Genomic DNA, 19456 nt, shown 5'->3' on the forward strand with positions numbered 1-19456 from the left:
GGTGGCGGTGGTCGTCGGGTGTCTTGCGGAGGAGGGCGGCCAGATCTCGCCTAGACCTGGTCCTCCGCCAGTTCCGCCACGCCCGTGATGCGGTGCAGGGCGAAGGTGCGGACCTCGTCCGCCGTGTGGTCGTAGCCGGTGACGAAGCCGCCCTCCACCCGGACCGGGGCGATGACCCGCTGGCTCGCCGCGCCCTCCGCGTTCACGTAGCCGATCCAGACCGCCGAGCCGGTCAGCGCGGCCGCCTGCACCGTCGCCAGGGTCTCCGCCGCGCTCGTGCGCGGGAGGTCGCCGGGGGCGCCGCCCGAGGGGGCGGGGTCCTTGCGCACCGCCGTCGCCGCCAGGTCACCCGCGCGGATCGCCCGTACCGCCGCCCCGAGCAGGATCGCGTCCGGCACCGGCGGGCCGTCCGGCACCGGGGCGGGCGCCGTGCGCGCCGGGGCGCGGTGCGCATCGGCCCGGGCCACCAGGACGTCGCCCGTACGGGACTCCGCGGCCGGCGCGTAGCCCATCGCGCGCAGCCCGGCCAGCAGTGCCTTCGGTTCGGCCTGCGCGGCCAGCACCGTCGGGGCGAGCCGCCGCAGCCCCAGCCCGGCCGAGCGCTTGTCGGCCAGGATCTCGTTCAGCATGCCGTCGTCGTCGCAGCGCAGGTACGAGGAGGCGGCCCCGACCCGCAGGTGCCCGTGGCGCCGGGCCACGTCGTCGATGAGGTACGACAGCGGCTGCGGGACCGGGGTACGGCTGTGCTCGGCGAGGAAGGCGTGCAGGTCGACGGCGGTGTGCCCGGCGTCGAGAGCCCGGCGCACCGAGCCCGGCGTGAAGCGGTACACCGTTGCGCCGCCCTTGGACTCGACGTCCGCGAGCACCGCCAGGGTGTCGCCGAGCGGCCGCCGCAGCGGGCCGGGGGCCACGGCCGTCAGGTCGGCCTGCAGCAGGACGTGGTCCACGGGCTCCGGCAGCTGGGGGGCGAGCTCCGGCGCCGGGTCGCGGCCCTCCAGCAGGGCGCGGCCGAACGCGCTGAGCGCGCCCCGGCCGGTGACGCCGAGGACCTCCGCGTCGGTCAGCGTCCACTGCGCGAGGCGGGCGCGCAGGTCGCTCTTGCCGCGCGGCGGGCGCTCCCACGCGAGCCGGGCGAGCAGCGCGCCCGGGTCGGGGGAGCCGCCCTCGGGCAGCTCGGCGAGGAGGCCGAGGACCCGGTGGCGGACCTCGGGCGCGGCGGAGCGGTCGAGCTCGGGGCCGAGCGCCGACAACGTGCGCCCCCTGCTGTCCTGTTCGCCGACCAGCCCGGCCGTCCGGGTGGCCGGCAGCCACGCCCGGGCCAGCGCCGACCAGCGCTCGGCGGGCGGAAGTTCGAGCCAGCCGTCGAAGGCGGGGGTGGGCGCGTACCGCTCGTCCGCCTCGGCGTCACCGGCCACCAGCCCGGCCGCGTAGGCGAGTTCGGCCCAGAACGCCGCCGACTGCTCGGTGGTGTCCAGGGTCGCCGCCGTCCGCTTGAGGTCCCGTACGGACAGGCCGCCGGCCCGCAGCACGGGCGGGCCGGTGTGCTCCCAGGACTTCACCAGCTCCTCGACGGTCGACAGCGCCGCCAGCGCCTGACCCGCCGCGTTCGCGTCCACAAGCTGTGGACGGTGCTCGCGGTGCACCCGCACTGCCGGTGCGACGGGCTCCGTCACCCGGTGCGCGAGCCCGCCGCGCAGGTGCAGGGCCACCTCGCGGGGCAGTACGACGGTGCGCGCCGAGGCGGGCAGCAGCAGGCCGCGGTCGCGCAGCCAGCGCACCGGTGGCGTCGGGTCGGGGGTCACCTCTCCGTACGGCGGCCCCCACACGAGCCGCCCCAGTACCTGGTGGGCCTCCGCCGGGGCCTCGTCCAGCAGCGCCGACATCCGCCCGGGGTCGGTGAACAGGGCGGTCAGCGCGGACACGGCGGAGACGGGGTCGTGGGTGGCGGGCAGCCCGGCGGTCGCCACGATCTCCTGGATCCGGGTCGGTGACATCCCGGAGGTGGCTTCGGCGACGGTCGGCCCCAGCCCGGTGGGGGAGGGGCGGGCCGGGGACGGGGCGAGCAGCTCGCGGGCGGTGCGGACCAGGCGGATGCGGTCGTCGTCGCCCCACACCAGGGCCTGGTCGCGCAGGGTGCCGAGGGCCCGGGGGAGGGCGGCGCGGGCGCCGTTGTCCTCGCCGGTGCTGCCGGTGTCGCCGGCCAGCAGCGACTCCAGCGCCGGGTACGGGCAGGGATCGGGGGCGACCGCGAGGGCCTCGGCCGTCTGGAGGGCGAACCGGTCGAGGCGGTCCAGGGCGCGGACCACGGAGGCCCGGGTGCCGGCCCGGGTGGCCAGCTGGGTGACGTCGCCGGGGACGGGGGTCAGCAGGTCCGGGCGGCCGTGCAGCAGCGCGGCCAGGGCCACGTCGTCGCGGCCGCGGAGCGCCTCGGCGAGGGAGCGCGGGGCGGTGGCCGCGGTGGTACGGGCTTCCGCGGTGCGGGCCCGGGCGGTGCTCTCCGCGGTGCTTGGGTCGGGCACGGTCGCCTCCTGGTCGCGTCGGCCGGTCCGTCGGCCGGTCCCCATCCGGTCAACGGTATCCGCTGCGGTCTCCGTTGCGCCGCCAGCGGCTCCACGGCGTACGCGCTACCTTCGGGTCAGGCGGGACGGGAGGAGGCGGGGCGTGGGGATCGAGAGCGACCAGCTGGTCTACGAATACCTGAGCAGGGTCGGGGACTTGGCGCAGCGGCGGCAGCTGTCGTCGGGGGACCGGATGCGGCTGGTGGCGGGGCTGCGGGACGAGATCGACCGGCGGCGCGCCAAGTACGAGCCGGAGACGCCGGCGGCGGTGCGGCGGATCCTGGAGCGGATCGGCACGCCGGAGGAGGTGCTGTCCGCGCTGCCGGGCCCTGCGGGGGAGGCGGCGGGCGCGGCGGTGACCGTGGTTCCGGCGGTGCCGGAGCAGCGCGGCGGGGGCCGCGGGGTCGTGCGGGGGCTGCGCAAGCAGGTGCCGGAGCCCAGGCCGGCGGAGAACGTGCCGCCGCACCTGGCCGGGCTGGACGAGCTCGGCGACGGTGACGGCGCCGAGCCGGACTGGTGGCGGCTCGGGCCGGGCGGGTACGGCTCGGGGCCGCAGGTGGAGGGGTTCGCCGGGGGGATCGAGTTCCCGGACCGGTTCTCGGAGGACGAGGAGGAGCCCGAGGAGGCGGCCCCCGTCGCCGGAGTGCCGGCCGCTCCGGCGTCCCGGGTACGGGTGGTCGCACGGGCCCTGCGGGAGCGGCGCAAGGCGGTGGCGGCGGTCCCGGCGCCCGCCGGGGCCGTGGTGGTGGCGCCGGTCCGGCCGAAGCCGAACGCGTTCCTGCTGCTGGCGGCGGTGGTGCTGGTCGCGGGGGCGGTGACGGGGTACTGGCTGGTCCTGGCGGCCGGCTTCCTGCTCGCGTACGCGTCCCGGGTGCTCGGGCCGACGGAGCGCAAGGGGGTGGTGTTCGGGGTGCCGGGCGCGGTGTTCGCGGGGGCGGTGGTGTGGCTGTGGGGCCGGCACACCGGGCGGTGGGGGGAGGCGCTGGGGGACCAGGAGCTGGGGGCGGTGTTCCAGGACATGTGGCCGTGGCTCGCGCGGGGCGCGGGGGTGCTGGCCGCCGTGTACCTGGCGTGGCGGGCGCGGCGGGTCTGAGGCGGCCTGCTGCGGTGCCGTCGCGCTGCGCGAGCCACGGCTGCGCCAGGCTCCGCCCCGCACCCTCCCCCAGACTCCGTCCGGGGGGACCCCCACGCCTCAGACACCGGAGGGGCTGGAACAGGGGGTGGAATTCGGACTTAACGGCCGGTAAGTGGGGGTGGGGTTTCCGGTTAGTTCGACACGGCGTCATGGATCGCTTGAGGTGGCCTATAGCGGCAGGGGGGGTTCGGCGTGACAAGTGGGCATATTTCATCCCCCGGCCACCCGGGGCCCAGGCTGCGTACCCTCCGGTCCGACCCGTCTCGGCACAATGGCTCCCATGAGTTCCGAGACGCCCCCCACCGCACCCCCCGTCCCGCCGTTGACGGTCGGTTTCGACCTCGACATGACTCTCATCGACTCCCGCCCCGGCATCAGAGCCAACTACCTGGCGCTCTCCGCGGAGACCGGCACCTTCATCGACGCCGACGAGGCCGTCACCCGGCTCGGGCCGCCGCTGGAGGAGGAGATCGCCCGGTGGTTCCCCGAGGAGGAGATCCCGGCGATGGTCGACCGGTACCGGGAGATATACGCGACCCACGCCATCCACACCACCCCCGCGATGCCCGGCGCCCGCGAGGCGATCAAGGCCGTGCAGGGGCTCGGCGGGCGGGCGATCGTCGTGACGGCGAAGAACGAGCCCAACGCCCGCATGCACCTGGAGCACCTCGGCATCGAGCCCGACGCCGTCATCGGCTGGCTCTGGGCCGAGGCGAAGGCCGAGGCCCTGCGCGAGTACGGGGCGCAGGTCTACGTCGGCGACCACGTCGGCGACGTACGCGGGGCGCGCGCCGCCGGTGCGGTGTCGGTGTCCGTGCCGACCGGCCCCTGCCCCGAGCCGGAGCTGCGCGCGGCCGGCGCCGACGTCGTACTGGCGGACCTGACCGCGCTGCCGGAGTGGCTCGCGGAGTACGTCCGTACCCGCGAGGTCTGACCTCAGCCGGCGGTCCGGGACTCCCGGGCCGCCCTGCGCTGTGCGGAGGCGGAGCGGACCACGCCCGCCGCCGCGACGGCGAACCCGACGCCCATCAGCATGCACACCGCCCACGCGGAGGGCGGGAACGGGGCGGTGCCGAGGAACAGCGGCGCCATCGTCACGAGCGTGGCGACGGCACCGACGATGAACAGGATGCCGCCGGCCCTGATCAGTCCGTCGCCCGGCCGGGGCGCGTCGTCGTCGTGATCGGTATGAGGAGTAGCAGTCACCTCACCAGGGTAGTTCCCTGGCCGAAGCAGCGGTGCGGGAAGGACCGGGTTACGACTTGTCACCCGTTTCCCGACCATTAGCCTGGAGGTGGCGGGTCAGTGGACCCGCTGCACTGCTGTCCGGAGCCGTCGCACGGCTCTCCGGACCCGACACGCACAAGAACAGAGGACGGACGTGCCTACCGGCAAGGTCAAGTGGTTCAACAGTGAGAAGGGCTTCGGCTTCCTCTCCCGCGACGACGGCGGCGATGTCTTCGTCCACTCGTCGGTGCTCCCCGCCGGGGTGGACGCCCTCAAGCCCGGCCAGCGCGTGGAGTTCGGCGTGGTCGCCGGACAGCGCGGTGACCAGGCACTTTCGGTGACGGTGCTGGATCCGGCACCCTCCGTCGCGGCCGCGCAGCGCCGCAAGCCGGACGAGCTCGCCTCCATCGTGCAGGACCTGACGACCCTGCTGGAGAACATCACTCCGATGCTGGAGCGGGGCCGCTACCCCGACAAGACGCACGGCACGAAGATCGCGGGACTGCTGCGGGCGGTCGCCGACCAGCTCGACGTGTGAGGTGACCCGACGTCCGAGGTGACGTGACGCCGGTGCCCCGCCCCCGCAAGAGGGAGCGGGGCACCGGCGTTCGTGGCTACGGGAAGCGCAGCGCGTCGGGCGCGATGGCCGGAACCAGACCCTCCGCGGCGGCCCTGGTCAGCAGCCCGCGGACGGCCGCGTACCCGTCGTCGCCCAGGTCCGCGGTGAATTCGTTGACGTACAGCCCGATGTGCTGGTCGGCGACCTTCGGGTCCAGCTCCTGCGCGTGCGCGCGTACGTACGGGCGGGACGCCTCGGGGTCGTCCCAGGCCATCCGCACCGACGTACGGGCCGACTCGGCCAGCGCGCGCAGCGCGTCCGCGCCCAGCGAGCGCTTGGCGATGATCGCGCCGAGCGGGATGGGCAGGCCGGTGGTGGACTCCCAGTGGACGCCCATGTCGGCCAGGCAGTGCAGCCCGTAATCCTGATAGGTGAACCGGGCCTCGTGGATGACCAGTCCGGCGTCCACCCGGCCGTCGCGCACCGCCGGCATGATCTCGTGGAACGGCAGGACCACGACCTTGCCGACCGGCGCGGGCAGCACGTCCGCCGCCCAGAGCCGGAACAGCAGGTAGGCGGTGGAGCGCTCGCTCGGCACGGCGACCGTCTTCCCGGCGAGGCCGGCGAGGTCCGGGCCGGGTTCACGGGTGAGCACGAGAGGACCGCAGCCGCGGCCGAGCGCGCCGCCGCAGGGCAGCAGCGCGTACTCGTCCAGCACCCAGGGCAGCACGGCGTAGGACACCTTGAGCACGTCGAGCTCGCCGCGTTCGGCCATGCCGTTGGTGACGTCGATGTCCGCGAAGGTGACGTCGAGGGCGGGCGCGCCGGCCACCCGGCCGTGCGCCCAGGCGTCGAAGACGAAGGTGTCGTTGGGACACGGCGAATAGGCGATGCGCACCGGCTCGCCGCCGTTGTCAGTGCTGCCGCTCATGTTCTTCTCCCCAGTGGACGAGTACGGGTCCCAGCGCGCGGAAGCCGTCGGCCAGCGCGGCCAGGGCGTCCCCGATCCGCCAGGCGTCCCGGTCGCGGGGCCCCACGGGGTTGGACACCGCGCGGATCTCCAGGACGGGTACCCCGTGCGCGGCGGCGGCCTCGGCCACGCCGAAGCCCTCCATGGCCTCGGCGCCGGCGAGGGGGTGGCGGGCGGCGAGCTCGGCGGCCCGGGCGGCACTGCCGGTGACGGTGGAGACGGTGAGGACGGGTGCGAGCAGTGCGCCGGTGGCCTCGGCGGCCCGGGCGGCGAGCTCGGCGGGCGGCAGGTGCACGCTGCGGCCGAAGCCGAGCGCCTCCACCGGCAGGAACCCGTCGGGTGTTTCGGCCCCGAGGTCGGCGGCGACGAGGGCGTCGGCGACGACGAGGGAGCCGGGCGGGGCGGCGGGCGCGAACCCGCCGCCGATGCCGGCGGAGACCACGATCGAGTAGTGGGCCAGCGCGAGCGCGGTGGCCGTGGCGGCCGCCACGGCGGCCGGCCCGACGCCGCCGACGAGTACGTCGGCGGCGAGACCGGGCAGGTCCCGGCGGTGGATCGGATAACCCCCGGGCAGGGTGCGCGGCTCCGGGGTGACCGGGTCCGGATGAGGGGTGAGACCGGCGGTCACGGAGTCTGCCTCCGCGGCCACGGCGGTCACGATGAGCGCGCGCACGGTGCGGCTACTTGAGCTTGACCTTGAAGGTCCAGACGGCGAGCGGCTTGCCGCTCGGGTCGAACTGGACGAAGCCCAGCATCTTCGAGGCGGGGGCCTCGCCCTGGCCGCCGGTGGCGAAGACGTCGGCGCCCTGGAAGCTGCGGTAGGTGTTCGCGGACGGCTCGGTGATCGGCTGTCCGTCGAGGACCGCCTGCCACTTGTTGTCGTCCTTGACGACGTCGGGCTCGACGCCGAGGCGCAGCGTGTCGCCGCGGCCGTACTCGATGGTCTTGGCCTGCTTGAGGTTGGTGAGGCAGTTCTGGACCCTCTCCACGGAGAGCTCCTCGCCGCTGCCGGGGCGGCAGGCGGCCTCGGAGGACACCGTCGAGCTGCCGACGGTCACGGTCGCGAGCGGCGTCGGCTTGGTGGTGTCGCAGGCCGAGAGGAAGAGGAGGCCGGCGGACACGGCTCCGAGGGCCGCGACGCTGCGGTGGGCCCTACCCGGGAAAAGCGGTGCGGTCATGAGCCGAAGGCTATCGGGCCGGTGGGCTGCGCCGCCGCACGGGGGTATGTGGCGTGGCTCCCGGCGGGGCGGGGCCCGTCCGCGGCGCCGCGGCGCGAGCGGCCCCGGGCTGCGCCCGGGCTTGCCGGGGCTCCGCCCCGGACCCTCCCGGACTCCGTCCGGGAGGACCCTGACGCCTCAAACGCCGGCGGGGCTGGACTGGCCCGGCGGGGCGGGATTCTCACGCCACGCGAGCACGGGGGGAGTCGGGGTGGTGGCGGGGGGTCGGGAGGATGCCGCGGAGGGCCATCGTGGTGCCCGACGCGACTATGGCCGCCGCCACGGACATGCCCAGTACGCCGTTCAGCGGCAGCAGGATACCGATCCCGCCGCCCAGCACCCACGCCATCTGGAGCAGCGTCTCCGACCGGGCGAAGGCCGACGTGCGGACCGACTCCGGGACGTCCCGCTGGATCATCGCGTCCAGGGACAGCTTCGCGAGGGCCTGGCAGAAGCCCGCCGTGGCGCCCAGGACCGCCACGAACAGCCCGCTGAAGAACACCGCCGCCAGCACCGCGACCCCCAGGGTCACCGACAGCACCGCCGCGATGATCGTCTCCGGCGCCCGTGCCCGCAGCCACGCGCCCACCGCCGTGCCGCCCGCGTTGCCGACGCCCGCCGCCACGCCGACTATGCCCAGCGACACCGCCGCGCTCTGTCCCGCCAGGGGGTGCTCGCGCAGCAGGAACGCCAGGAAGAAGATCAGGAACCCGGACAGCGCGCGCATCGCGGCGTTCGCCAGCAGCCCGCACAGCACCGGGCGGCTGATCGTGCGCAGCCCGGGCTTGCGCGAGTGCGGCTCGTGGGTGGACAGCCGCGCCCGCCGTTCGCCCTTCGCCTCGTCCACCTTGTGCGGCAGCGTGAACGCGGCGAAGGTCCCCCAGATGAAGATGGCGCACGCCCCGTACAGCGGCCAGGGCGGTCCGATCGCCTGGAGCCCGGCCCCGACCGGCGCCGCCGCGCCGGTGGCCAGCAGCCCGGCCAGGGTGACCCGGGAGTTCGCCTTGACGAGTGAGAACTTCGGCGGCAGCAGTCTCGGGACCACCGCGCTGCGCACGACTCCGTACGCCTTCGACGCGACCAGGACGCCCAGCGCCGCCGGGTACAGCTCCAGGCCGCCCGTGGCCACCGCGCCCGACATCATCACCGCCAGCAGCGCCCGGGCCAGCATCGCGCCCGCCATCGCGGCCCGCCGCCCGTGCGGCAGCCGGTCCAGCAGCGGACCGATCACCGGGGCCAGCAGGGTGAAGGGGGCCATGGTGATGGCCAGGTACAGGGCCACCCGGCCGCGTGCCTCGTCCGTGGGGACGGAGAAGAACACCGTCGACGCCAGGGCCACCGTGATCATCACATCACCGGCGCCGTTGATGGCGTGCAGCTCGATCAGCTTGCCGAGGCCCGATTCGCCCGCCCCGTGCGCGTGCGTGGCCCGCCGGATCCCGCGCGCCGTACCGGTGAAGGGGAGGTGCAGGGCACGGCCGACGGCCCGGCCGGCCCGCCTGGCCGGTCCCGGGCCGTCGGCGGACGACCGTACGGGTGCCACCTGGCCATAGTGCCCCACTCGGCCCTCACGGACCCCTCCCGGCGCGTTTCGGGCACCTGGCCGGTCTTGGGTTGTCCGCGAATCGGACCTTGCATGTGGGCCGAAGCCGCCGGAGGAGGTAGCGTGCGTAGCGCGCCACCGGCGGTTGCTCTTGGCCGCGCGCCTCTTCGCGATCCCGCAGAATGGATTGCAGGTAGGTGCGCCCGAGGCCGATCGGGTGCGGACGTCGACGCGGCCCTCTGGTCCGCTCCGCCCGCGCTACGTACGGACAAGACCGACGGGTCGTTGTGGACGACAGTACGGACGGCGCACTCGTGAGACGGCGTAGGAGAGAACGAGACCTGTGAGTGCTGCGACGACGCGAAGCCGTACCCCCGACCGCCTGTGTGCCGAGGCGGTAGACCTCGCCCGTGCGGCGGCCGAGGAGGCCGCCGCCCCCGGAGTGGTGGGCGAGCACCTCTCGGTCGTCTCCGAGGGCGACCGGGTCGTCACCCACTTCTTCGAGTGCAAGGACCCCGCCTACCGCGGCTGGCGGTGGGCCGTCACCGTGACGCGCGCCTCCCGCGCGAAGCTCGTCACCCTCGACGAAACGGTGCTGCTCCCGGGCGACGACGCACTGCTCGCCCCCGAATGGGTGCCGTGGAGCGAGCGGCTGCGGCCGGGTGACCTGGGCCCGGGCGACCTGCTGCCCACCGAGGCCGACGACCTGCGGCTGGAGCCGGGCTGGTCGGGCGAGGACGCGCCGCCGCCGAACTCGGTGGTCTCCGAGGAGATGGCCGAGCTGGTCGAGGCGGAGGACGCGGACGTCACCGACCGGACGGTGGTGCCGGTACGGGGCTCCATCACCTCGGTCGCCGAGGAGCTCGGCATGCGCCGGGCGCGGGTCCTGTCGCGGTACGGGCTGCACAGTGCGGCGGACCGCTGGGACGAGGGGTTCGGGGCGAAGACCCCGATGGCCCAGGCGGCGCCCGCGTCGTGCGTGTCGTGCGGGTTCCTCGTGGCGATCGGTGGCTCCCTGGGCCAGGCGTTCGGAGTCTGCGCGAACGAGTTCAGTCCGGCGGACGGGCGGCTGGTGTCGCTGTCCTACGGCTGCGGGGGCCACTCGGAGGCCGCGGTCATGCCGAAGCCGCTGCGGCCGGCGCCGCCGGTGCTGGACTCCATGGCCTCGGACGAGTTCCTGCTGCGGCCGGCGCCGGACAACGGCTCGGTGCCGGTGTCCGACCTCCCGCCGTCCGACCTGGGCCACTCCTAGCCTGCGGCGCCGCGGCGCAAGCGCTCCCGGCTCCGCCGGGCTTCCGGGTCTCCGCCCCGGACCCGCGCCCGGATCTTCCCCGGCTCCCCCTCCCGGACTCCGTCCGGGAGGCCCCTGAGGTGCCCCCACGAGGCCGCCTTCGGCGGGGCCGGCCCCGCGACGTGCGGCCAGAGCAGGGGGCGGGCCCCACGCTGTGGGACTGGCCCGCGGCCCGCCGCGTCACACACGCACGGCGGCGTACGAGATCGGGATGACCTCCCCGGAGGGGGGCGCGCCGGCCGGCCGGTGCCGTCCCGCGCCGACCGGTCCCCGGGGGCCCGGCCGAGGTGCGCCCCCCCCCGGAGCCGCACGAGCGGGCACGGCCCCCGGCCCCGCCGTCAGCTCCCGGTGGCCTGGTCCGAGATCGGGATGACCTCCCCGGAGGGGGGCGCGGCGGCCGGGGCGACCGTGGCCGACTGGTTCGGGGACTGTGCCATCGAGGACAGCAGCTGGCGGGCCAGGCCCAGGCCGGTGCCGCCCATCGTCAGGGCCTTCGCGAACATCTCCGACATGCCCTCCGCCCCGTTCAGCAGCACCATGTGCTCCACGTTGCCGAAGGCACCCGCCCCGGCCTCAACGATCTTCGGCCAGTTCTCGGCGAGCTGCTGGGCCACCACCGCCTCCTGGTTCTCCGCCAGCGCCGCCGCCCGTGCCTTGATGGCCTCCGCCTCCGCGAGGCCCTTCGCCTTCGCCGACGCCGCGTCCGCCAGACCGCGGGCCTTCGCTGCCTCGGCCTCCGCGAGACCCCTGGCCTGCGTCGCCGCCGCCTCGGCCTCGCCCGTCGCCCGGGTGGCCTTCGCGTTGGCCAGGCCGCGCGTCTCCGCCGCCTCGGCCTCGGCCGCCGCGGCCGCCTTGACCCGAGTGGCCTCGGCCGCCGCCGCGAGTTCCGTCTCCTTCGCCTTCGCCTGCGCGGCCGAGATCCGCGAGTCCCGGTCCGCCTCGGCGAGCGTGCGCTGCTCGTACGCCTTCGCGTCCGCCGGCTTGCGCACGTCCGCCTGCAACTGCTGCTCGCGTCGGTTGGCCTCCAGCTCCGCGACCCTGGTCTCCTGGACGACGACCTCCTGGCGGGCGGCCGCCTCGGCGAGCGGGCCCGCCTGCTTGGCCGCGGCCGCGGCCTTGTCCCGCTCGGCCTGGTAGCCGGCCTGGAGGATTTCGCTGTCCCGCGTGGCCTCCGACATCCGGGCGAAGGCGGCCTGTTCGGCCTCCGTCGCCAGCAGGTTCGCGTCGGCCTGCGCGATCCGCGCGTCCCGCTGCACGGCCGCCGCGTGCGGCATCGCGAGGTTCTTGATGTAACCGGTCGGGTCCTCGATCTCGTGGATCTGGAGCGAGTCGACGATCAGGCCGAGCTTCTCCATCTCGCTCCCGCAGGCCGCCCTGGTCTGACCGGTCAGCTTCTCGCGGTCGCGGATCATGTCCTCGACGGTCAGCCCGCCCACGATCGAGCGCAGATGACCCGCGAAGACGATGTGCACGCGCTCGGGGATCATCTTCTGCTGGTCCAGGAACCTGCGTGCGGCGTTGGCGATCGAGACGGTGTCGTCCCCCACCTTGAAGATGACCACGCCGCGCACCTTCAGCGGGATCCCCTGGTGGGTGACGCAGTCCACCACGAGCTGGGTCTCGTTCAGGTCCAGTGACAGTTTCCGTACGGCCTGGACCCCCGGCAGTACGAGCGTTCCGCGCCCGGTGACGATCCGGAACCCCATGCCGTCGCCCAGACCCTCGGTCCTGTGTGCGGAGCCGGAGATGACGAGTGCTTCGTTCGGTTCGGCGACCCGCCACATGAGCTTGAACAGCCCGACCAGAACAAGTACGGCGGCAAGAACGGCTCCCGCCACGACGCCGATGTCCATCGGCAAACGCCCCCTTAGAGCGGTGCCGTTGTGGCACCGGTGAAGGCGAGTGTGCGCCTGCCGGGATCCGGCGTGAAGGTGGCGGCGGAGTCTTGTCGCAATCTTGATACGCGCAGGTGGAGCCGCGGCTCAGTTGACGTAGGCGGCGCTCACGTACACCGTGCGCGGCGGCAGGTGTTCCACCACGGTGACCACCGTCCCCACGGGCAGCGGCCGTTGCTCGCCCAGTGCCGGATACGCCAGGAAGTGCTCGGCTCCGCCCCGGATGCGGACGATGACCTCGCCCACCAGGCCGGGGCCCACCGTCCCGGTGACCCGCCCGCTCAGCCCCACCATGTCATCGGCCATACGGGCAGGCTACGCGGCCGGCTCAGCGCCCCTTCAGCGTTTGCGCCGGACGAGCCGACGGCCGCCGAGCACCAGGGCCGTGGCCAGGACGAGGACCATCGCACCCTTCGTGAAGGTGCCGGACCCCGGCTTCGCCGGTGCGGCCGGGGAGCCCGGCGCGGGACTCGCGGAGGGGCCCGCGGGGGTCGTCTTCGGGTCGGGTGCCGCCGGGCGGACCGGGACCGCGACGACCCGGCTGTGCACCCCCTCCGAACCGAACATCAGCGCCGAGCCGTCCGCCGTGTACGTCACCGACTCGGCCTGTCCCTGCCAGGGCGCGGACACCGCTTCCCCCGCGCCTTGCGGCCGCCCGTCCTGCCACGGGTAGGTCTTCGCGAAGAAGTAGCCGCGCAGCGTCAGCCGGGAGCCGTCCGGCGAGAACGCCCCGTCCGTCACCCACGGCACGTCCGCGATCCGCCGGAACACGTTGGTGCCGTCGGCCGACAGCCGTTCCGGTCCCTCGTAGAGCCCGCCCGTCCGCTCGTTCTTGCTCGCGATGTAGACCCGGCCCGTCACCGGATGCACCATCAGCGCCTCCGCGTTGCGCGGGCCGTCCGCGTAGCGCACCGTGAACTGTTCCGCCTTGACCGTCGCGTCCGCCAACTCCCGCGGCTCCGGGAAGCGGTAGATCCAGACGTGGTCCCAGGTGCCGTCCTTGTTGTCCCCGACGTCCGCGACGTACAGCTGTCCGTCCGGGCCCAGCGAGATCGCCTCGACGTCGCGCGGCCGCCCGATCCCGGTCAGCGTCACCCGTGCCACCGTCCTGCCGGTCGCCGAGTCCACGGCGTACACGTACGGGCCGTCGTCGCTGTCGTTGTGCGTCCAGTAGACGCCCGGGTGGACACGGCTCGCCGCGAGTCCGCTGGACTCCGTGATGCGCGGGTCCTGGATGGTGAAGTCCGAGGCGCCGGTGGCGGCGGCCGCCGGGGATCCGGTGAGGACGGCGGCGGCGGTGAACGCGGTCAAGATCGGCAGCAGGCGCATTCCCCAAGCCTGCCAGGCCGCCCGGCGTGGCGGGCATCACAGCGGCCGCGGTCCGGTGATCCGCGATGATGACCGGATGCGTTTCATGTTCGTCGGCGATTCCATGACCATCGGACGCGCCGGCGACTACACCTGGCGCTACCGGATGTGGCAGCACCTGTGCGCCACCCTGGGCGACTCCTTCCGCATCGTCGGCCCGCGCAGCGCGCTGTACGACACGACCGCCGGGGCGCCCGTCAGCCACGCGTACGCCGACCCCGCCTTCCCGGAGCACGCCCGGTGCCACCTGGCCGGCTGGGGCGAGGGCTGGCAGCACATGGCCCCGCTGATCGGTCCGGCCGTCGCCGCCGCCGAGCCGGACGTGCTGCTCGTCTCGCTCGGGCTGATAGACCTCGGCTTCTACACCGACGCGCCGCAGACCGCCGTCAACGTCCACCGGTTCATCGCCGGGGCCCGCGCCGCCCGCCCCGGCATCCGGATGGTCCTGCTGCCCGTCATCCCGAACGTCCGGGCCGACTCCGACGCGCCCTTCGCCGCCCAGGTGGCCCGCTTCAACGAACTGCTCGCCAAGGCGGTGGCGGACCTCTCCACCCCGGCCTCGCCGATCCTGCTGGCCGCCCGCCCGCAGGGGTACGAGCTGGGCGCCGACACCTACGACGGCACCCACCCCAACGCCTCCGGTGAGCACCGGCTGGCGGGCGAGTTCGCGGCGGCCCTGCACCAGGCCTGGTCCGTCGGCGGCCCCTACCGGCTGCCGGCCGGCGCCTGACCGGGCGCCGACCGTGCGGCGGCCGCCGCCCGTGCCGAACGGGACGACGGCCACCGGGCAGGGCCGGCCGGCTACCAGGCGAAGGCCTCCGGGGAGGGGCCGGGGCCGGGGAAGATCTCGTCCAGTGCCGTCAGCAGCTCCTGGTCCAGCTCCAGTTCCAGCGCGCGCAGGGCGCTGTCGAGCTGCTCGGCGGTGCGCGGGCCGACGATCGGCCCGGTCACCCCTGGCCGGGTCAGCAGCCAGGCCAGGGCCGTCTCGCCGGGCTCCAGGCCGTGCTTGTCGAGGAGGTCCTCGTACGCCTGGACCTGCGCCCTTACCGCGCTGTCGGCCAGCGCCTCCGCCGGCCGGCCCGAGGCGCGGCGGCCGCCCGTCGCCTGCTTCTTGAGGACCCCGCCGAGCAGGCCGCCGTGCAGCGGGGACCAGGGGATGACGCCGAGGCCGTACTCCCGGGCGGCCGGGATGACCTCCATCTCGGCCCGCCGTTCGGCGAGGTTGTACAGGCACTGCTCGCTGACCAGCCCGACCGACCCGCGCCGTGCGGCGGTCTCGTTGGCCTGGGCGATCTTGTAGCCGGGGAAGTTGGAGGAGCCCGCGTAGAGGATCTTGCCCTGCTGGATCAGGACGTCGACGGCCTGCCAGATCTCCTCGAAGGGCGTCAGGCGGTCGACGTGGTGGAACTGGTAGACGTCGATGTAGTCGGTCTGGAGCCGCTTGAGGCTCGCGTCGACGGCCCGCCGGATGTTGAGGGCCGACAGCTTGTCGTGGTTGGGCCAGGGGTCGCCGTCGCCTGCCATGTTCCCGTAGACCTTGGTGGCCAGGACCGTCTTGTCCCGGCGGCCGCCGCCCTGGGCGAACCAGGTTCCGATGATCGCCTCGGTGCGGCCCTTGTTCTCACCCCACCCGTAGACGTTGGCGGTGTCCACGAAATTCAGCCCCGCGTCGATCGCGGCGTCCAGGATGCCGTGGCTGGTCGGTTCGTCTGTCAGCGGACCGAAGTTCATCGTGCCGAGGACGAGTCGGCTGACTTTGAGTCCGGTGCGTCCGAGCTGCGTGTACTTCATGGGACCCAAGCCAACTGCTTCGAGTCGACTCCAGGCAAGAGGGCGAGGGCGCCGAACGGCGGGCGCGGGTTACTGGCCGACGGCGGCCGCCACGGCGACGACGACGAACATCAGCACGAGCACACCGGCCATGACACGGTTTCTGGTCTTCGGATCCACCCGTCGAGCGTAACGCGGCGGTCGGCGGCTCCCGGGCGTGGGGCTGCGAGACCGCTCGCACGGTGACCGTGGAGGGCGTCCGGCGGCTCCCGCTCGCCCTGCCCCGTACGGAGGAACATCTCGGCGGAGCCGGCCGAGCCGGTCACCGACGCCTGGCGGCCGTGCGTGCCGGCGCGGGTCGCCCGGGGACACCCGGAGGGCGGGGTGGACGCTGCGCCCGGGCCGCCCGGCTGCGGGCCGCGACCGAGGTGTCCGGCGCCTTCCCCGGCGTGCACCGCAGCCGGCTCGCGCTGCGGGCGGACACCGCTCCGGGACTGGATCCGGCGGTGCCGGAGCACCGGGAGGCGCCGCACCGGTGGCTGAACTCCCGGGGCTGCCGCCTGCGTCACCCGCGCGCAGCCGAGCCGGACCGCCGGTGGCGGGCCGGGCACCGGCTGCCCGGTGAGCGGCCGGCGGCACTGACGGACGCGCAGATCGGGGTGCCGGCGGCCGCGTACGGGGAGCCGGCCGCGCTGCCCCGGGGACGGCGCATGCTGGGGCCGACGGCCGCCGCGAAGGCGTTGTTCGCGCTGCTGCCGGACACGGTCGTGCCGTGGGACGCGGCGATCGCCGCCGCCGGTACGGCGGCCCCGACGCGCGGGCGTTCGCCCGCCACCTGGCGACGGGCCCGGCGGGGGCGCGGGCCGCGCCGGCGGAGCGGGGGCCGGACGAGGCCGGGCCGGCGGCGCAGCCGGGGCTTCCGCGGCGAAGCTGCTGGACGAGTGCCTCTACGTGACGATCACGTACGCGGGGCGCTGACGGCGAGGGGCCAGGCGCCGACGACCTCGTAGCGCGGGCCCTCGCCCGGGACGCCGCTGGTGGGGAGGTGGCTGCGGACGAGGCTGAGGGTGTCGACCTGCCAGGGCGTGCCCTCGAAGGGGGCGAGGGCGTCGAGGTGGGGGCGCAGCGTGCCGCCGTGCGAGCCCCGCGCGAGGGTGAGGTGCGGGGTGTAGCGGCGGTGCTGCTCCATCGGGACCCCGGCCCGGCGGGCGGCGGCGTCGGCGCGCTCGGCGAGGAGCCGCATCCGGTCGAGGTCCCCGGCGGCGCCGGCCCACAGGGCGCTGTCGCCGAAGTGGCCGCAGCCGTGGATGCGGAGCGGGAAGGCCTCGGTACGGGCCGCCGCACGGGCGAGGCGGGCGTGCAGCTCGGGGAGGAGCGGCTCGCGGACCTCGCCCATGAAGGCGAGCGTGAAGTGCCAGGACGCTTCGGCGGTCCAGCGGAGGTGGGGGGCGGGGGGTGACGCGGCCCGTGCCGCCCCGACGGCTTCGCGGAGTTCCGCGACGGCGGGGGCGGGGGGCAGCACGGCGGCGAACAGCCTCATGGGGTGACCCTAGCCGCGGTCGCGCGTGCGGGTGCCGGGTCGCGTTGCCGGTGCGGCGCCGTTGCACGGAGCGGCCCCGGGTGCGCCGGGCTCCCGGCGCTCCGCCCCGACCCCGCGCCGCAAACGCCGGCGGGGCTGGAAAGACCGCCTCAAACGGCGGCGGTGCTGATCCTGCCCGCCGAGGCAGGGTTGCCCCGGCGGGGCTGATCAGCCCCGCCGGGAACGGGCGTCAGGCCGCCTTGACCAGGGCGCGCTGGGCGGGGACGAAGGTGACGCCGCGGCGGGAGAGGCGGACGCTGAGGTTGCCGACGCGGGAGAGGACCAGGGCGATCGCGAGGGCGGCGGCCAGCGAGACCGCGCCGCCCGCGGCCATGCCGATCCGGGCGCCGTACGTGTCGGTGATCCAGCCCACCAGCGGGGCCCCGAGCGGGGTGCCGCCCGTGAAGACCATCATGAACAGGGCCATGACCCGGCCCCGCATCTCCGGGTCGGTCGCCATCTGCACGCTCGAATTGGCGGTGACGTTGACCGTCAGGCCGAACATCCCGATCGGCACGAGCAGCACCGCGAACAGCCACAGCCCCGGCGCGAACGCCGTCACGACCAGCAGGACGGAGAAGAGCACCGCCGCCGCGACCAACAGCCGCAGCCGGGAGTGGCCGCGCCGGGCCGCCAGCAGGGCGCCCGCCAGGGAGCCCGCCGCGATCAGGGTGTTGAACAGGCCGTACGTACCGGCGTCCCCGTGGAACACCTTGTTCACGAACGCCGACAGCCAGATCGGGAAGTTGAACCCGAACGTCCCGATGAAGCCGACCAGCACGATGGGCCAGATCAGCTCGGGCCGCCCTGCGACGTACCGCAGACCCTCCCGCAGCTGGCCCTTCCCGCGCGGCTGCCGCTCCACCGGGTGGAGTTCGCGCGTACGCATCATGAGCAGCGCGGCGATCGGCGCGGCGAAGGACAGTCCGTTCAGCAGGAAGGCCCAGCCGGAGCCGACGGCGGTGATCAGCACACCGGCGATCGCCGGGCCGACCAGCCGCGCGGACTGGAAGTTGGCGGAGTTCAGGCTGACCGCGTTCGCGAGCTGGTCCTTGCCGACCATCTCCGGGACGAACGTCTGGCGCGCCGGGTTGTCGACGACGGTGATCAGGCCGAGCAGGAAGGCGGCGAGGTACACGTGCCAGACCTGGACGTGTCCGGCCAGGGTGAGCGCGGCGAGTGCGACGCCCGTCAGCCCCATGGCCCCCTGGGTGGCCAGCAGCAGCGGCCGCTTGGGCAGCCGGTCGGCGAGTACGCCTCCGTAGAGGCCGAACACCATCATCGGCAGGAACTGCAGCGCGATGGTGATGCCCACCGCGGAGGCCGAGCCGGTGAGGGACAGGACCAGCCAGTCCTGAGCGATGCGCTGCATCCAGGTGCCGGTGTTCGAGACGACCTGTCCCGTGGCGAAGAGCCGGTAGTTCCGGATCTTCAGCGAGCTGAACATGGAGTTCCGGCTCGCGGGTCGCGTAGTGGTGGATGTGTGGCCGGGTGCGGAGTCTGCTCCGGTTCCCGTACTCAAAAGCGTTCGCCTCCTGGCGTCTGACGGTTACAAGTGCGCGAGCTTCTCCAGGACGGGCGCCGCGGCACGCAGCTTGGCCCATTCGTCCTCGGTGAGCTCGGCCGCGAGCCCGGCCAGGAAGGCGTTGCGCTTGCGACGGCTCTCTTCGAGCATCGCTTCGGCTTCCTCCGTCTGGCTGACCACCTTCTGGCGGCGGTCGTCCGGGTGCGGCTCCAGCCGTACCAGTCCCTTGGCCTCCAGCAGCGCGACGATGCGTGTCATCGACGGCGGCTGGACGTGCTCGCGCCGCGCCAGCTCGCCGGGAGTGGCCTGGCCGCAGCGGGCGAGGGTGCCGAGCACCGACATCTCGGTCGGGCTCAGTGACTCGTCGACGCGCTGGTGCTTGAGCCGGCGGCCCAGCCGCATGACGGCGGAGCGGAGGTCGTTCACGGCGGCAGCGTCGTCGCCATGGGAAAGGTCGTGCATGTTCTTTAGAATAACTCATTACTCTCTCTAAAGAACACCGGTTTCCGGGCGTCACGCGTCACACCATCGGACACCGCGCGGGTTCCGTCACTCGTCCGGGTGAGCTGCTTCCGGAAAGTGACCCGCGTTCCGCAGTGGTGCACCGACTCTGTGCGGCATGGGGACTCATGTGCTGAGCATGCGCATAGACGGGGAACTGCTCGACCGCCTCCGGACTCATGCCGCAAAACGCGGAATGAGCGTCCAGGACTATGTCGTCCGGACGCTCATTCGCGATGACTTCGACGAGCGCTTCAAAGCGGCGGTCGACGAGACGGAGAAGTTCTACGGGCTCACCTAGCCCGCACGGTGCCGTTG

20 protein-coding genes are annotated in these 19456 nt (G+C 74.3%); 6 read left to right on the top strand and 14 right to left on the bottom strand.

Annotated elements, in window-relative coordinates:
* Positions 1–50: 50 nt before the first annotated feature.
* Positions 51–2564 (bottom strand): helicase-associated domain-containing protein, encoded by a 2514-nt coding sequence (locus ACWGH1_RS11030; RefSeq protein WP_453352552.1) that lies wholly within the window; start codon positions 2562–2564, stop codon positions 51–53.
* A gap of 97 nt (positions 2565–2661) precedes the next feature.
* On the opposite strand from ACWGH1_RS11030, the gene ACWGH1_RS11035 reads away from it, so the two are divergent.
* Positions 2662–3651, top strand: a complete 990-nt coding sequence (locus ACWGH1_RS11035) for a hypothetical protein (protein ID WP_453352551.1) — start codon at positions 2662–2664, stop codon at positions 3649–3651.
* 313 nt (positions 3652–3964) lie between these two features.
* Complete coding sequence (locus ACWGH1_RS11040; RefSeq protein ID WP_453352550.1) at positions 3965–4627, top strand: HAD family hydrolase; 663 nt, start codon at positions 3965–3967, stop codon at positions 4625–4627.
* A gap of 2 nt (positions 4628–4629) precedes the next feature.
* On the opposite strand, the gene ACWGH1_RS11045 is transcribed toward ACWGH1_RS11040, so the two are convergent.
* Positions 4630–4899 (bottom strand): hypothetical protein, encoded by a 270-nt coding sequence (locus tag ACWGH1_RS11045; RefSeq protein ID WP_453352549.1) that lies wholly within the window; start codon positions 4897–4899, stop codon positions 4630–4632.
* Between the two features lie 175 nt (positions 4900–5074).
* On the opposite strand from ACWGH1_RS11045, the gene ACWGH1_RS11050 reads away from it, so the two are divergent.
* A complete protein-coding gene (locus ACWGH1_RS11050) occupies positions 5075–5458 on the top strand; it encodes a cold-shock protein (RefSeq protein WP_030961842.1) in 384 nt (127 codons plus the stop codon).
* 76 nt (positions 5459–5534) lie between these two features.
* Here ACWGH1_RS11050 and ACWGH1_RS11055 read toward each other — a convergent pair whose 3' ends face one another.
* The 4 genes from ACWGH1_RS11055 to ACWGH1_RS11070 form a co-directional block, all read right to left on the bottom strand.
* Entirely contained in the window at positions 5535–6410 is an 876-nt protein-coding gene (locus tag ACWGH1_RS11055) for a 1,4-dihydroxy-6-naphthoate synthase (protein ID WP_453357719.1), read from the bottom strand.
* The gene (locus ACWGH1_RS11060) at positions 6394–7122 is read right to left on the bottom strand and encodes a futalosine hydrolase (protein ID WP_453408630.1); all 729 of its coding nucleotides are present in this window, start codon (positions 7120–7122) and stop codon (positions 6394–6396) included. Before ACWGH1_RS11060 ends, ACWGH1_RS11055 begins: the two co-directional genes overlap by 17 nt.
* Before the next feature lie 7 nt (positions 7123–7129).
* On the bottom strand, positions 7130–7627 hold the full coding sequence (locus tag ACWGH1_RS11065) for a DUF2771 domain-containing protein (protein ID WP_453408631.1): 498 nt from the start codon (positions 7625–7627) through the stop codon (positions 7130–7132).
* A gap of 220 nt (positions 7628–7847) precedes the next feature.
* Positions 7848–9227 (bottom strand): MFS transporter, encoded by a 1380-nt coding sequence (locus ACWGH1_RS11070; RefSeq protein ID WP_453354430.1) that lies wholly within the window; start codon positions 9225–9227, stop codon positions 7848–7850.
* Between the two features lie 325 nt (positions 9228–9552).
* On the opposite strand from ACWGH1_RS11070, the gene ACWGH1_RS11075 reads away from it, so the two are divergent.
* The gene (locus ACWGH1_RS11075) at positions 9553–10461 is read left to right on the top strand and encodes a DUF3027 domain-containing protein (protein WP_453354429.1); all 909 of its coding nucleotides are present in this window, start codon (positions 9553–9555) and stop codon (positions 10459–10461) included.
* Positions 10462–10838: 377 nt separating this feature from the next.
* On the opposite strand, the gene ACWGH1_RS11080 is transcribed toward ACWGH1_RS11075, so the two are convergent.
* The 3 genes from ACWGH1_RS11080 to ACWGH1_RS11090 all read right to left on the bottom strand — a co-directional run bounded on the left by ACWGH1_RS11080 (position 10839) and on the right by ACWGH1_RS11090 (position 13724).
* Positions 10839–12353, bottom strand: coding sequence for an SPFH domain-containing protein (locus ACWGH1_RS11080; RefSeq protein WP_453354428.1), 1515 nt, complete (start codon positions 12351–12353; stop codon positions 10839–10841).
* A 129-nt stretch (positions 12354–12482) separates the two neighbouring features.
* The gene (locus tag ACWGH1_RS11085; RefSeq protein ID WP_453354431.1) at positions 12483–12689 is read right to left on the bottom strand and encodes a hypothetical protein; all 207 of its coding nucleotides are present in this window, start codon (positions 12687–12689) and stop codon (positions 12483–12485) included.
* 45 nt (positions 12690–12734) lie between these two features.
* Positions 12735–13724, bottom strand: coding sequence for a WD40 repeat domain-containing protein (locus ACWGH1_RS11090; protein WP_453354427.1), 990 nt, complete (start codon positions 13722–13724; stop codon positions 12735–12737).
* Between the two features lie 76 nt (positions 13725–13800).
* Between ACWGH1_RS11090 and ACWGH1_RS11095 the strand changes: the two genes are divergently transcribed.
* Positions 13801–14493 (top strand): GDSL-type esterase/lipase family protein, encoded by a 693-nt coding sequence (locus ACWGH1_RS11095; RefSeq protein ID WP_453354426.1) that lies wholly within the window; start codon positions 13801–13803, stop codon positions 14491–14493.
* A 71-nt stretch (positions 14494–14564) separates the two neighbouring features.
* Here ACWGH1_RS11095 and ACWGH1_RS11100 read toward each other — a convergent pair whose 3' ends face one another.
* The 5 genes from ACWGH1_RS11100 to ACWGH1_RS11120 form a co-directional block, all read right to left on the bottom strand.
* Positions 14565–15554 (bottom strand): aldo/keto reductase, encoded by a 990-nt coding sequence (locus ACWGH1_RS11100; RefSeq protein ID WP_453354425.1) that lies wholly within the window; start codon positions 15552–15554, stop codon positions 14565–14567.
* A gap of 544 nt (positions 15555–16098) precedes the next feature.
* On the bottom strand, positions 16099–16368 hold the full coding sequence (locus tag ACWGH1_RS11105) for a hypothetical protein (RefSeq protein ID WP_453408632.1): 270 nt from the start codon (positions 16366–16368) through the stop codon (positions 16099–16101).
* A 123-nt stretch (positions 16369–16491) separates the two neighbouring features.
* The gene (gene thpR, locus ACWGH1_RS11110) at positions 16492–17073 is read right to left on the bottom strand and encodes an RNA 2',3'-cyclic phosphodiesterase (RefSeq protein ID WP_453408633.1); all 582 of its coding nucleotides are present in this window, start codon (positions 17071–17073) and stop codon (positions 16492–16494) included.
* A 229-nt stretch (positions 17074–17302) separates the two neighbouring features.
* On the bottom strand, positions 17303–18634 hold the full coding sequence (locus tag ACWGH1_RS11115; protein ID WP_453353926.1) for an MFS transporter: 1332 nt from the start codon (positions 18632–18634) through the stop codon (positions 17303–17305).
* A 27-nt stretch (positions 18635–18661) separates the two neighbouring features.
* Positions 18662–19099: a MarR family winged helix-turn-helix transcriptional regulator gene (locus ACWGH1_RS11120; RefSeq protein ID WP_190182830.1), complete on the bottom strand. Its 438-nt coding sequence runs from the start codon at positions 19097–19099 to the stop codon at positions 18662–18664.
* A 157-nt stretch (positions 19100–19256) separates the two neighbouring features.
* Between ACWGH1_RS11120 and ACWGH1_RS11125 the strand changes: the two genes are divergently transcribed.
* Positions 19257–19439 carry a hypothetical protein gene (locus ACWGH1_RS11125; RefSeq protein WP_030156886.1) on the top strand — a complete coding sequence of 61 codons (183 nt, stop codon included), beginning with the start codon at positions 19257–19259 and terminating at the stop codon, positions 19437–19439.
* Positions 19440–19456 lie beyond the last annotated feature (17 nt).

The sequence above is a fragment of the Streptomyces sp. NPDC054883 genome (genome assembly GCF_053610645.1).